General features: G+C 49.4%; 15 protein-coding genes. 2 read left to right on the forward strand and 13 right to left on the reverse strand.

Annotated features, from left to right (window positions below; all coding sequences use genetic code 11):
- Positions 1–3: 3 nt before the first annotated feature.
- The 4 genes from I8U23_RS04700 to I8U23_RS04715 all read right to left on the reverse strand — a co-directional run bounded on the left by I8U23_RS04700 (position 4) and on the right by I8U23_RS04715 (position 1956).
- A complete protein-coding gene (locus tag I8U23_RS04700; RefSeq protein ID WP_049720350.1) occupies positions 4–663 on the reverse strand; it encodes an NfeD family protein in 660 nt (219 codons plus the stop codon).
- A 62-nt stretch (positions 664–725) separates the two neighbouring features.
- Positions 726–1169: a GatB/YqeY domain-containing protein gene (locus I8U23_RS04705; protein ID WP_037994527.1), complete on the reverse strand. Its 444-nt coding sequence runs from the start codon at positions 1167–1169 to the stop codon at positions 726–728.
- Positions 1170–1183: 14 nt separating this feature from the next.
- The gene (rpsU, locus tag I8U23_RS04710) at positions 1184–1357 is read right to left on the reverse strand and encodes a 30S ribosomal protein S21 (RefSeq protein ID WP_037994530.1); all 174 of its coding nucleotides are present in this window, start codon (positions 1355–1357) and stop codon (positions 1184–1186) included.
- A 254-nt stretch (positions 1358–1611) separates the two neighbouring features.
- Positions 1612–1956 carry a histidine triad nucleotide-binding protein gene (locus I8U23_RS04715; RefSeq protein WP_037994532.1) on the reverse strand — a complete coding sequence of 115 codons (345 nt, stop codon included), beginning with the start codon at positions 1954–1956 and terminating at the stop codon, positions 1612–1614.
- 102 nt (positions 1957–2058) lie between these two features.
- Between I8U23_RS04715 and I8U23_RS04720 the strand changes: the two genes are divergently transcribed.
- Together I8U23_RS04720 and I8U23_RS04725 are read left to right on the forward strand one after the other, a co-directional pair.
- Entirely contained in the window at positions 2059–2442 is a 384-nt protein-coding gene (locus I8U23_RS04720) for a hypothetical protein (RefSeq protein ID WP_037994535.1), read from the forward strand.
- 93 nt (positions 2443–2535) lie between these two features.
- Positions 2536–3474, forward strand: a complete 939-nt coding sequence (locus tag I8U23_RS04725) for a Na/Pi cotransporter family protein (RefSeq protein ID WP_037994536.1) — start codon at positions 2536–2538, stop codon at positions 3472–3474.
- Here I8U23_RS04725 and I8U23_RS04730 read toward each other — a convergent pair.
- From I8U23_RS04730 to hrcA, 9 genes are all read right to left on the reverse strand, one after another.
- Positions 3471–3899, reverse strand: coding sequence for an NUDIX hydrolase (locus I8U23_RS04730; protein ID WP_049720351.1), 429 nt, complete (start codon positions 3897–3899; stop codon positions 3471–3473). The two genes, I8U23_RS04725 and I8U23_RS04730, sit on opposite strands and share 4 nt — an antisense overlap.
- A 78-nt stretch (positions 3900–3977) precedes the next feature.
- Entirely contained in the window at positions 3978–5324 is a 1347-nt protein-coding gene (gene mtaB / locus I8U23_RS04735) for a tRNA (N(6)-L-threonylcarbamoyladenosine(37)-C(2))-methylthiotransferase MtaB (RefSeq protein WP_037994545.1), read from the reverse strand.
- Complete coding sequence (locus tag I8U23_RS04740; protein ID WP_037994549.1) at positions 5321–6067, reverse strand: 16S rRNA (uracil(1498)-N(3))-methyltransferase; 747 nt, start codon at positions 6065–6067, stop codon at positions 5321–5323. The genes mtaB and I8U23_RS04740 overlap by 4 nt, the downstream gene beginning before the upstream one ends.
- Positions 6068–6084: 17 nt before the next feature.
- Positions 6085–7029 carry a 50S ribosomal protein L11 methyltransferase gene (gene prmA, locus I8U23_RS04745; RefSeq protein ID WP_049720352.1) on the reverse strand — a complete coding sequence of 315 codons (945 nt, stop codon included), beginning with the start codon at positions 7027–7029 and terminating at the stop codon, positions 6085–6087.
- A 58-nt stretch (positions 7030–7087) separates the two neighbouring features.
- Entirely contained in the window at positions 7088–8209 is a 1122-nt protein-coding gene (gene dnaJ, locus I8U23_RS04750) for a molecular chaperone DnaJ (RefSeq protein ID WP_049720353.1), read from the reverse strand.
- Positions 8210–8334: 125 nt separating this feature from the next.
- On the reverse strand, positions 8335–10185 hold the full coding sequence (gene dnaK / locus I8U23_RS04755; RefSeq protein WP_049720354.1) for a molecular chaperone DnaK: 1851 nt from the start codon (positions 10183–10185) through the stop codon (positions 8335–8337).
- A 47-nt stretch (positions 10186–10232) separates the two neighbouring features.
- Positions 10233–10865 (reverse strand): nucleotide exchange factor GrpE, encoded by a 633-nt coding sequence (gene grpE / locus I8U23_RS04760; RefSeq protein ID WP_049720355.1) that lies wholly within the window; start codon positions 10863–10865, stop codon positions 10233–10235.
- Positions 10866–10878: 13 nt separating this feature from the next.
- The gene (locus I8U23_RS04765) at positions 10879–12423 is read right to left on the reverse strand and encodes a TCP-1/cpn60 chaperonin family protein (RefSeq protein ID WP_037994555.1); all 1545 of its coding nucleotides are present in this window, start codon (positions 12421–12423) and stop codon (positions 10879–10881) included.
- A gap of 87 nt (positions 12424–12510) precedes the next feature.
- Entirely contained in the window at positions 12511–13533 is a 1023-nt protein-coding gene (gene hrcA, locus I8U23_RS04770; protein ID WP_037994556.1) for a heat-inducible transcriptional repressor HrcA, read from the reverse strand.
- Positions 13534–13562: the final 29 nt, after the last annotated feature.

The raw sequence follows: 13562 nt of genomic DNA on the forward strand, positions 1-13562 counted from the left end.
TTGTTAATGGTCAGAATCCAAATCCTTCACACGCTTCACAACCACACGCATCCCTTCAACATGAATAACCTTTACCTCTTCTCCTCTTGATATAATTTCTCCTTCACTGACAACATCTTCCTTCCGATCGCCAAACTTGGCAAAACCGGACGGGCGCAACGGAGTCAAAGTGATTCCGACTTGCCCGAGCAATTCGTTCCGGTCTTTTGAAGACGTATACCCTTCCTCATTGGATTGAGACGATCGGAGCACCACTCGGTTCCATTTCACTTCCCATCCCAAAAAACGGATCAAGATCCACACGATCACCGCCGTGAGCAGGACCGCTCCGGCCACGATCCAAATGGCCTCGCTCAATATGGGAACGGCATTGAAAATGGAAACCGCCACCAAAATCAAACCAATTGTTCCAACAATCCCCAGTGTCGGCAAAAAAATTTCCAACAAGATCAGAATGATTCCGGCGATAAAAAGCAACGGTTCGGTTGCACCGGCCGTTCCGGCATGAATATAAGTCCCGAAAAAAACGGCAAAACTGGCCAAACCGATGAACGCTCCAAGCCCGACTCCCGGGGAAAACAACTCCACCAGCAAACCCACGAGCCCGATGGTAAGGATAACCATCATCACCGCGGGATTCATCAAAAATTCCGATAGTTCCATCCCGGTTCGCCCTCCCCTCCCGGTACAAAAAACAGCGTGTTTGGATAAACACGCTGCAATCATTACTGAAGTGCTTCTTGCACCATTCGATTGACCAATCTTCCCTCTGCCCGTCCCTTCACTTTGGGCATGATCGCACTCATCACTTTGCCCATGTCCGCTTTGGAACCGGCCCCCACTTCTTCAATGACTTGTTTCACAAGGGCTTTCAATTCCTCTTCGGACATTTGTTCCGGCAAATAAGCAGAGAGGATGTCAATTTCAGCTTGCTCTTTCTCTGCCAAATCATCGCGTCCGGCAGCTTTGTATTCAGCCAATGAATCTTTGCGTTGTTTTACTTCACGCATGATGACACTGATGATTTCATCGTCGTTTAACGGACGCTTTTTATCGATTTCTTCTTTTTTTATCGCTGATTTCAACATGCGAATGGTGGATAATTTTTGTTTATCCTTATTTTTCAGTGCCATTTTCATCTCTTGATCCAACTGATTCGTCAAACTCAAAAAATGCCACCTCACTAACGGCGCTTTCTACGTGCCGCTTCCGACTTCTTTTTGCGTTTTACACTCGGCTTTTCATAGCGCTCGCGTCTTCTGTATTCGGCCAAAATCCCGTCTTTGGCGCAAGAACGCTTGAAACGACGCAAAGCGGCATCGAGTGATTCGTTTTTGCGAACGCGAGTTTCAACCATGCTATTCCCTCCCTCCACGGGTCAGCTAGACCGCTTTGGGCCGGCAGCCTAACAAAGGAAAAAGACCCACACATTTCAAGCAAAAAAACAAGAGAGCGGCCTTCCCCCAGAGGAGGGTCAGCACAACAACACCTGCTCAAAAAATCAGCCAACGATGCCCAAAATAAGGTTCCAAGACAGTCGTCTGAGAACCACCGTTGGAGACACAAATAATCATTTTATATTATATCTTATAAGAATGGTTCCTGTCAAAATCAACCCGGAGGCCAGGTCAGGGTCCGTCCACCCAACAAATGGAAATGAATGTGATAGACGGTTTGTCCGCCTTCTTTTCCGACATTGTTTACAATCCGAAATCCTCTTTCATCCAAATGATACTCTTTTGCAATTTTTTGAATTGCCGCCATCACTTTCCCTGCCAGCATCTGGTCTTCTTCCTTCAAGTCCATGATCGTCGGAATATGTTTTTTCGGAATGACCAAAATGTGCGTCGGAGCAGCCGGGGAAATGTCATGAAAAGCGTAAACATATTCATCTTCGTACACTTTTTTGGAAGGCATTTTCCCTTCCACGATTTGGCAAAAAATGCAATCCGCCATACAAGTTCCCTCCCTACTTTTTCAGGGCAATCTATGTATTCACCCATTTTTCCCGTTTGACATACACTATATCAGCCTGAAAGGAAAAAAGGGGTGAAAACCATGACACAACGCAATCATCCATCGGCATCGCAACTGCGGAAACTGATCCGGAAAATCGTCCGGGAAGAACTGAGCCAATTCTTTGCGGAGTCAAAAAAGGAAAACAATTCCGCTTCGCTGCCGGAACAAATGGAAGACGGGCCGTCCATCAAACCGCCGCGCATGGCGGAAGATCCCCATACGGGCACTTGGGCCATTTTCGGGACACCGGAACTGGCACCGGTCCAAACCCGCTCAGAACATGCACGTGCTTTGCCCGGCTTTCCGGAATTGTACCGCCCAGACTTCACCGGGTTTGACGCTCCCCCGTTCATCCCGAAACATCCCCGGGAAAAGCCGGGCGACCTGTCCGTTGAAACAGCACCGGAAGAAAGAAAAGCATAATGCGCCAGCCCTGTTGCAGGGCTTTTATTTATTTTATCGGTCATTCCCTCCGCATGTCCACATATAAATCAAATCAAGGAGGGAAACAAGCCGATGCCGATTCAATTGTTGGTTCCGTTCGGGTTTGGTCTTTTTATTTTTTTATGGGGACTTTCCAAGATGCGGACAGGCTTGGAAAACCTGGCCCGTGACCGCTTGCAGTCCGTGTTGCTGCGATTCACGAAAACACCGGTGCGCAGTTTTTGGACCGGAACGGTCACCACCGCTTTTTTGCAGTCCAGCAGTGCCGTGACGGTGTTGACCATCGGTTTCGTCAATGCCGGTATGCTCACTTTTTCCCAATCGTTGGGAATCATCCTGGGAAGCAATGTGGGAACCACCATCACCACCCAAATCCTGGCCTTGAAAATCGAAGATTTTGCCATTCCGCTGTTGGTCATCGGCGGCGGCCTCACTTTGCTTTCCAATCCGTTCCTCAAAAACACCGGCTCGGTCTGTCTCGGATTTGGAGCCATCTTTTGGGGAATCGAATGGATGCAAAGCATCACGGAATCCCTGAAGGAACAAGGATGGGTTTCCTGGCTCATCCATCACGGCGGAAACCCCATTGTTTCGGGTCTTGCCGCAGGCATCCTGGTTACGGCGCTGATTCACAGCAGCAGCGCCTGCATCGCCATGGCCATGGGATTTTATGCCGCCCAGGTGATTCCGCTTCCTTTTGCCATTGCCGTTGTGTTCGGAAGCAACATCGGCACCTGCGTCACAGCACTCATGGCGTCCATCCGCACCATCCCTGCCGCCAAACAAGTCGCCCTTTCCCATCTGATCTTAAATGTGGCAGGCGCCATCTTGTTCACCCCGTTCATACCAGTCATCGCCCGGCTGGCTCCGTATTTGTCCGGAGATCCGGCAACGCAAATCGCCCACATTCAGACCTTGTTCAATCTCATTTGTTCCATCGCGGTGCTTCCGTTTTGCGACCAATTCGCCCGCTTTATCACCCGGCTGGTTCCCGAAAAAGCAAGCTTTTAACCGCACTCATTGGTCAGGAAATCAACTGCCTGATCCATGACCTCCTGATTATTCGAATAGCCGTGAAGCGCTTGTCTTGACAACGCTTCTTTCACCGTGAGCCATGTGACATCATCTATCTCTTCCAACTGAGGGGATTCTGTTCCGTCCATCGCTTTCACCAAAAAATAGTGCACAACCTTGTCCGTTTCCCCGTGCTGCGGATGTTCATATGTATACTGCACGGTCACCAGGGGACGCAGAATTTCCCCTGTGATCCCCGTTTCCTCTTCGATTTCCCTCAAGGCAGTTTCCTCAACGGTTTCGCCCGGCTCTTGTTTTCCTTTCGGCAACGTCCAATGTTCAAAACGGTCTTTAATCATCAAAATCTCGTATCTTCCGTGCTTTTCCCGAAACACAACACCGCCTGCAGAAATCTCTTTCAACTTCCTTCCTCCTTTAAAAAAAGGTGAGAAAAAAGGTTGTCAACCCCGACCGGTTAACAACCTTTTTCCATCCCGACCTCAACCAACCCTGGCCGGACGGGGCACTTCATCCACCACACGCACGAAAGTGCCGTAACAATACTCCGGATCAACACGATCAATTTTCACCCGGCAAACTTTTCCAACCCATTCGGGATCAGCCGGGAAAACCACTTGCAGGTAGTTATCCGAATAACCCATATAAAGCCCGCTGTCCGGGTCCTCTTTAAACGGTTGTTCCGGAATCACTTCCACCACTTCGCCCACAAAACGCCGGGCATACTCCACCGTCAACCGTTTGGACAGTTCAATAAGCTTGCGGACCCGTTCGTGTTTCACTTCTTCCGGCACTTGGTCCGGCATGCGGGCGGCGGGGGTTCCGGTTCTTTTGGAGTATGGGAAGACATGCAGCTGATACATTTTCAAGTCTTCAATAAAACGGTATCCGCGCTCAAATTGTTCTTCCGTTTCTCCCGGGAAGCCGACAATCACGTCGGTGGTGATCGCCACATCCGGCATGGCTTCATGCAACTTCATGATTTTTTCCCTGTATTCTTCTGTCGTATATTTGCGGCGCATCCGTTTTAACACGGCGTCATCTCCCGCCTGCAACGGAATATGCAGGTGGCGGCACATTTTTTCGGATGCGTTCAACACCTCGATCACCCGGTCATCGATCTGGCTGGCTTCAATGGAACTGATCCGGATTCTTTTCAACCCTTCAATTTTATCCAAATCCCACAACAAGTCAGCCAGCTTGTAATCTTCAAAGTCATCCCCGTAACCACCTGTGTGAATACCGGTCAGGACAATCTCTTTATAACCGGCATCCACCAACTGGCGCGCTTGTTTCAGGACATTTTCAGGCTGACGGCTGCGGGACAACCCTTTCGCCCAGGGAATAATGCAGAACGTGCAAAAGTTGTTGCATCCTTCCTGGATTTTGAGATATGCCCGGGTTTGGTCCGAAAACGTGGGCACATCCAATTCTTCAAACTTGCGTTGCTTCATGATGTTCCCCACAGCGTTGATCGGTTCACGTTCCCGCATGTATTGTTCCACATAATCGATCAGCTTTTCGCGCCCTTGTGTCCCGACCACGACATCCACCCCGGGAATCGCAGCCACTTCGGCAGGGGAGGTTTGGGCATAGCAACCGGTCACCGCGATGACCGCGTCAGGATTGCGCCGGATCGCCCGGCGGATCATTTGCCGGCTTTTCCGGTCTCCCGTATTGGTGACCGTACAAGTGTTGATCACATAAACATCGGCTTCCTCTTCAAATTCCACCCGTTTGTAATCCGCTTTTTTAAACATTTGCCAGATGGCTTCGGTTTCATAGGCATTCACTTTACAACCCAACGTATGAAAAGCCACCGTTTTCACTGTGTTTCACCTCCCAATTCATGTCTTGCAAACAATATGCAAGAAAGAGCAACCAGCGGTGCTGTCTCGGCTCTGAGAATCCGGTTTCCCAATGTGACCGGCACGGCTCCCCTTGCTTTGGCCTCATCGATTTCGGCTTCAGTAAACCCGCCTTCCGGTCCGGTCACAAGCATGATTTCATCCGCTTGCGAGCCGGCCATCGCTTGACGGATGGGGACTCCCCCTTTTTCATACGCGATGAGAACAAGCGGAAACCTTTCCATCTCAGCGAGAAATTCTTTCCATGACAAAGCAGGCAAGACAGCCGGCACTTTGCCGCGATGCGACTGTTCGGCCGCTTCCTTTGCAATCCGTTGCCAACGCTCCCGCTTCTTTCTTTCCTTTTTATCATCTATATGGATCAATGAACGTTCAGAACAAAAGGGCTGAAAGGAAACAGCACCGATTTCGGTCCCCTTTTGTATGATCCATTCGAGTTTATTGCTTCTCACCAAAGAAGGGGCAACAGTAATCCTAGTTTTCGGCTCTCCTTTCGAAGGCCGTTTTTCCACCACTTCGCAAAGGATTTCGTTGCGGTTGATTTCCGAAATGGAGCACAGATAATCCATTCCATCTTCTTTACAGACAATGATTTGATCATTGGGCTGAAACCGCATCACGTTGCGAATGTGGTGCACTTCTTCCCCTGTTAACCAAACGAATTCACCTTGAAATGCGTCTTCGGATACAAAATATCTTTGCATTTGACACTCCTGCCATTTTACCATTTTTTTGCCACAATGGCTACCCAGCCATCCATATGAATCTTTTCCAGCACTTGAAGCCCGCACGAAACCAGAGACTGTTCCACTGCATCGGCTTTTTCTTCAATAATCCCCGAGCCGATAAAAATGCCGCCGGGCACCAAGACACGCGGCAAATCCGGAACCATCGGCAGAATCAATTCGGCCAACAGATTGCCGACGACAACATCCGCCGTTTGGGACACCCCTTTTAACAAATCGCCTTTTTCCACCCGGATCCCGCTTTCGATTGGATTGAGACCAATGTTTTCTTTTGCCTTTTCCACGGCCAGGGGATCATAATCCAACGCCAAAACGTTTTTCGCACCGAGCATGGCGGATACAATGCTTAAAATGCCGCTTCCGCATCCCACATCTATCACCTTGGCATCGCGCGGCAAATATTTTTCCAAACACTGGATACACAGTTTGGTTGTCGGATGCGTCCCGGTTCCAAAGGCCATTCCGGGATCCAGCCGGACGATTTTTTCATCCGGGCTTTCCGGCTGATAATCCTCCCACACCGGCTTGATAGTGATCGTATCCGTCACCCGGACCGGCTTGTAGTATGTTTTCCATTCGTTTTCCCAAGACTGTTCACTCACGCTTCGGATCCCGACCAACCCTTGCCCGGGGGACAATCCGTATTGCTTCAGCGATTCCAATTTCTCCTTGATTCTTTTTTTCAGGATTTCCGGATCGACCGATTGCAAATCAGACAAATAAGCTTTGATGACCACGCCCTCTTCCGGATAATCCTCCGGGGTCAATTCGATGATTTCCCCATAACGCTTTTCAAAATCCTGATGCAAGACGTTCGAATCTTCTATGGCAACCCCGTCGGCCCCCATCTCCTGTAAGAATTCACTGATGGCTTCTGCCGACTCGTGGCTTGTACGGACACTCACTTCCAGCCAATCCATCCGCTCATTGCTCCCTTCACATCAAAGAAAAAACGGGCGAAATTGCCCGTTTCCCTCTTTACTCGCCTCGAAATGCCTGTTTCATCTTATCGAAAAAGTTCGTGCTTTGTTCTTGTTTGATATATTCGCCGCATAAATGGCTGAAATGGCGCAAGGCTTCTTTTTGTTCCTCCGTCAATTTGGTTGGTGTGACCACACGGACTTTCACGCGCAAATCCCCTTCCCCGTATCCGCGTAAACGGGGAACACCTTTTCCGCGAAGGCGAAACTCGGTTCCGGTCTGTGTGCCGGCAGGAACTTTCAGTTTGGCACGGCCGTTTAAGGTGGGGACGATCACTTCATCTCCCAATGCAGCCTGTCCAAAGGTGATCGGCAGTTCACAGACCAAATCGTCACCTTCTCTTTTGAAGAATTCATGCGGTTTGATATAAACGGTAATGTATAAGTCCCCTGCCGGTCCGCCGTTTTGGCCGGGTTCTCCCTCCCCGCTCACGCGCAGTTGGGCACCTTCATGAATCCCGGCAGGAATTTTGACGTTGATTTTCTTTTTCCGTTTCACTTGGCCGGTTCCGGAACATCCGCTGCATTTTTCACGGATGATTTTACCCGATCCGTTACATACCTGACAAATCCGCCGGTTCACAATGCGGCCGAAAGGCGTATTTTGCACCACTTCGGATTGACCGGTTCCTTGACAGGTGGAACAGGTTTCCGGTTGGGTTCCGGGTTTGGCCCCGGAACCATGACATTTTTCACACGTTTCGGTTCGCGGAATCGCCACTTCCACATTTTTCCCAAAAACCGCATCTTTAAACTCCACTGTCAAACGGTATTCCAAATCAGCCCCTTTGCGGGGAGCATGCGGATTGGTGCTGCGGCGGCCGCCGCCGAAAAACATGTCAAAAATGTCTCCAAAACCAAAATCGGCTTCAAAACCGCCAGCCCCCCCGAACCCCTGGTTGGGATCGGCATGTCCAAAGCGGTCATATTGTGCCTTTTTCTGCGGATCGCTCAAGACTTCATAAGCTTCTTTAATCTCTTTAAATTTCTGTTCCGCATCTTTTTCTTTGTTTACATCCGGGTGGTATTTACGCGCCAATTTCCGATAGGCTTTCCGTATCTCGCTTTCCGAGGCATCACGACTCACGCCAAGCACCTCATAATAATCGCGCTTGCTCACCGGGTCACCTCCCCTTCATTGATGAAACGATTTGGTTTTGACCTTTCACAAAAAAAGGGAAAGTCAACTCAAGGCAGAGCCCCGACGCTGACTTTCCAGTCGAGGAGAACTCTTCCTGCTCCTCCTTACTTCTCATCCTCTTTCACTTCTTCGTATTCGGCTTCCACGACATTGTCATCTTTCTTCTGACCGGAGTTGTCACTGCCCCCTTGGCTTTGTTGGGCACTTTGTTGTTGCATTTGTTCGTACAGTTTGATGGAAAGTTGTTGTACGGCTTGTTCCAGTTCTTCAATGCCTTTTTTGATGGCTTCGTCGTCATCTTTTTCCAAGGCTTTTTTCAACTCATCTTTGGCTTTTTCCGCCTTGTCTTTATCTCCGGCGTCCACTTTGTCGCCAAGATCTTTCAAGGTTTTGTCCGTGGTGAAAATCAGCTGGTCGGCTTTGTTACGAAGCTCCACTTTTTCTTTTCGTTTTTTATCCTCTTCCGCATGCAATTCGGCATCTTTCACCATCCGTTCAATCTCTTCGTCGGACAAACCGCTGGAAGATTGAATGGTGATGGCTTGACTTTTTCCGGTTGCTTTATCTTTCGCCGATACATTGACAATCCCGTTTGCATCAATTTTGAAGGTGACTTCGATTTGCGGGATGCCGCGAGGTGCCGGCGGAATGTCGGTCAATTGGAAACGTCCCAATGTTTTGTTGTCCGCTGCCATTTCCCGTTCCCCTTGCAGAACGTGAATATCCACCGTGGTTTGGTTGTCGGCGGCAGTGGAGAAGATTTGAGATTTCTCCGTCGGGATGGTCGTATTCCGTTCAATCAATTTGGTGAAGACGCCACCGAGGGTTTCGATTCCAAGGGAAAGCGGGGTGACATCCAGAAGAACAACGTCTTTCACATCGCCGGACAAGACACCGCCTTGAATGGCCGCACCCATGGCCACCACTTCATCCGGATTGACCCCTTTGCTGGGTTCTTTTCCGATCAATTTTTTAATGGCTTCCTGAACGGCCGGAATCCGTGTCGATCCCCCTACCAAGAGAACCCGGTCAATGTCTTCCGGTTTCAATCCGGCATCATTCAAAGCTTGGCGAGTCGGAACCATCGTTCTTTCAATCAAATCCGCGCTCAGCTCTTCAAATTTCGCTCTGGTCAAGGTGACTTCCAAGTGTTTCGGTCCGGTTTCATCAGCGGTCAAAAACGGCAGGGAAATCGTCGTGGTCAACACACCGGACAAGTCTTTTTTCGCTTTTTCCGCTTCATTTTTCAGACGTTGCATCACTTGGGTGTGATTGGGATCTTTCCGCAAATCAATTCCGTTTTCTTTTTGGAACTCTTCGATCAGATAATCCATGATCACTTGGTCGAAGTCGTCCCCACCCAATTGGTTGTCTCCGCTGGTGGCCAAAACTTCAAAAACCCCATCGCCTAATTCCAAGATGGAAACGTCAAAGGTTCCTCCACCGAGGTCAAACACCAAAACTTTTTGATCATCGGTGTTGTCCAAACCATAAGCAAGCGCGGCGGCCGTCGGCTCGTTAATGATCCGAAGCACTTCAAGCCCGGCAATTTTTCCCGCATCTTTGGTGGCTTGACGTTGACTGTCATTAAAATAAGCCGGCACGGTAATGACCGCTTGCGTGACTTCTTCCCCCAGGTAGCTTTCAGCGTCTTGTTTCAGCTTTTGCAGGATCATCGCCGAGATTTCTTGCGGAGTATATTTTTTTCCGTCAATGTCCACTTTATAGTCCGTTCCCATGTGACGTTTGATCGAAACAATGGTTTTGTCCGGGTTGGTGATTGCTTGCCGTTTTGCAGCTTCCCCGATCAAACGTTCCCCGGTTTTCGAAAAGCCGACAACCGAAGGAGTGGTGCGCCCTCCCTCCGCATTGGCAATGACCACCGCTTCTTTACCATCCATAAACGCGACACATGAGTTGGTTGTACCCAAATCAATTCCAATCACTTTACCCATAAACTGCTACCTCCCACTTCAGTGACAAATATGAAGATAGATGTTATCTATTTACTGACTTTCACGATTGAAGGACGAATGACGCGATCCAAATACCGGTACCCCGGTTGCAATTCCTCAACCACCATTCCGGATTCCACATCATCCGCTTCAACCTGCATCACCGCATTGTGTTCATGAGGATTGAATGGTTTCCCTTCAGTTTCAATCAAAGTGAGTCCCGCTTGGGACAACACATTTAAAAATTGCCGGTACACCATTTCTATGCCTTCTTGAAGCGCCTGGACATCCTGATTGGCGTCAGCGGCATCAAGCGCCCTCTCGAAATTGTCAAGGACCGGCAACAGATTTTCCAAAAAAGGAACCACACTGTATTTCAACGCTTCCTCTTTTTCCTTGCGGGCACGCCGGCGGTAGTTCTCGTAATCGGCCAACGCCCGCAAATACAATTCTTTGTTTTCTTCTGCTTGTTTTTTCCAATGATCTGCAGATTGTCTCGCTTCTTCCAACTCTGCCTCCAACTTTTCAAGCACTTTCCCGCCGTCTTTTTCTTCTTCGGAAACTGTCTCTTCCTTCGGTGGTTCCTTTTGGATATGTAATTCTTTTTCTTCCCGATTTTGCTCCTGCTCTAAACGGGCTTCTTCCGGTTGATGCTGGAGCTCATCTTTTTCTTGATTCATCTTAAAAATCCTCCTAAGTTTTTGAAACGGGGTTTTCCTTCATTTTCACAATGGCATGAATTCGCAAGATGGCGATCGCAACCTCACCGGCTGTTTTCAGTGCATGTGCTTTCACCAACAACGGATCGACCACACCCATTTCAATCATATCGACAATTGTGCCACGATCGCAATCCACCCCCAAGGAGTCGGATTGACGTTTGGCTTGAAAAACCTTGACGGACTCGATCTTTTCCAACGGATTAAAGCCTGCATTGGCCACAACTTGTTTCATCGGCTTTTGGAGAGCTTCCGCCACGGCAGACACGCCAAACCGTTCCGTTCCCTGGATGGTTTCCCGGTAATGTTCCACATGGCGGGCAATAAACAACTCAACGGCGCCTCCTCCCGGCACAAAACCGCCCCGGATGGCAGCCTGCACCGCCGATGCCGCATCTTTGGCAATGCGTTCCTGCTCTTTAATCACATCTTCCGTGGTCGCTCCGACAACAATGGTGGCATACGGCTTTCCTTGACCGCCGGTCACGCTCACACATTGAAGCTCGTTGTCGCCGGCAACCTCTTTGCACACACCCAAAAACGGCTTCATGCCGTCCGGCAAGCTGCGGCGCAAAGCACTCCGCTTCACAATCCTCGCGCGGGTGTGTTCCGCGACTTTTCTCAGATCATCCTCTGCCACGTTTTCCACCACGACAATCCCTGCATCCGCAAAAACACTCTCTGCATACGGATCAACAGAACCTCCTGCCACAATCAGCCCCACATTTAAATGGATGATGTGTTCCAACATCACATAAAACTCTTCTTTTAATCTTTCTTGTTTGTTGTTCTCATCATCCGACGCGAAATCTTTCGGATCTTGATCCGGCTCCAGAGAATCCGCCAAAACGAGCACAAGCGTCTCTCCTTTTTTCCGCTGCACCTCACTGTCCATATGAGGCTGCTTGAGAAGGACCCCCGGAACCACCCGTGTCTCGCTGCGGGGATGGGCCATTACACAGGATGAAAACTTAAATCCTTTATCCAACAACTTTTCCCGTCCCAATATATACGCGGCTTCCGTCACCGCCATTGTGATGTCTTCATCCTCGCGGCAGGCGGTGAAGGCAATCCGCTGCAGCCATTCATCATCTAATTCGTAAATGGGACGTGCTTTTTCCTGCATTTTGTGCAATGCAAACCGGATTCCCTTTTGTATCCCGTCAATGACTTTGGTTACAGGAACCCCGTGCGCCACTTGTTTAACCCCTTCATCCACCAGCGCGGAGGCCAGCAACGTGGCGGTGGTCGTTCCATCCCCCATTTCCTCCTGCTGTGCTTTGGCAACGTTGACAATCATTTTCGCAGCCGGATGCTCCGTCTTCATCAGTTCGAGGATGGTAACGCCGTCATTGGTGACCACCACTTCGTTTTTGGAGTTGACCAGCATCGTATCCAGCCCCTTGGGCCCCAGGGTGGAAGATACGGCTGAAGCCACCTCTTTTACGGCTTTGGCATTACTCTCCAACGCCGAAACCCGCGCATCCGGATTACGGACAAAAGACTCGTTTTCGGGCAACGGGTATTCCCCCCTTTCTATACACAGGGACGGGGGATTCAGATCCCCCTCCCTCTCAAAACCATGATAATCCATTAATCTCCATTTTCAAAAAAACGAATCCAAACGCCTTGAGAAATCTTTTGCCAACAACTGAATGATTCCGATCACCCGCCCGTAATCCATCCGGGTCGGGCCCAACACGCCGATTGTGCCAACAGGTTCCCCATTAATCATATACGATGCGGAAATGATACTACAATCCCTCACTGCTTCCAAATGGTTTTCATACCCAATGCGGACCTGCACCCCTTCGGAAGAAGTTTGGAGAAGGGATATGATCTCATCGTCATTTTCAAGGAAGTCGAGCAGGGATTTCATTTTATCCACATCGCGGAATTCAGGTTGTTCCAAAATCTTCGTCGTCCCGCTGGTATACAAGCGTTCGTCCGGCCGGGCCAGCAGAATTTGGTCCAGCAAGTCTGTCAGTTTTTCAAAATGGTCCACATGTCTCTGCAATTCGTCAGCCAGCTCTTTGACGACAATCCGCTTTAATTTGGAAATGGGAGAACCGGTCAAACGGAAACGGAGGAAATTCGTCAACCGCTCAATCTCCGACAATGATACCCCTTCAGGAACGGTGATGTGCTGTTGATAGACATGGCCCGTATCCGTAACCAATATGGAAACTGCGGTCCGGTCATTCAGCGGAACGATTTGCAGGTGTTTCAATCTGCTTTCCGAAATTTTCGGCCCCAAGATAAAGGTCATATAATTGGTCAGTTGTGACAAAATCGAGTTGGTATGTTTGATTGCTTGCTCGACATGATCCATCCGTGTGACGTAATAATCATGCAAAGCCATTAAATCCTTCTTTGACCACATATACGGCTTCAACAAATGATCGACATAAAAACGATACCCTTTTTGTGAAGGTACTCTTCCGGCAGATGTGTGCGGTTGTTCCAAAAATCCCATCTCTTCCAGATCAGCCATGACGTTGCGAACCGTTGCGGCACTAAAATGAATTCCTTCCTTTTTGGAAACCGTGCGTGAACCAACCGGTTCAGCCGATAAGATGTAATCATCAATGACTGCCCAAAGGATCATCTTCTGCCGCTCGCTTAACATCTGCCTTCCCTCCTTGTTAGCACTCCTGA

This window comes from Thermoactinomyces sp. CICC 10735, from assembly GCF_016055175.1.
Lineage (GTDB): Bacteria > Bacillota > Bacilli > Thermoactinomycetales > Thermoactinomycetaceae > Thermoactinomyces > Thermoactinomyces vulgaris.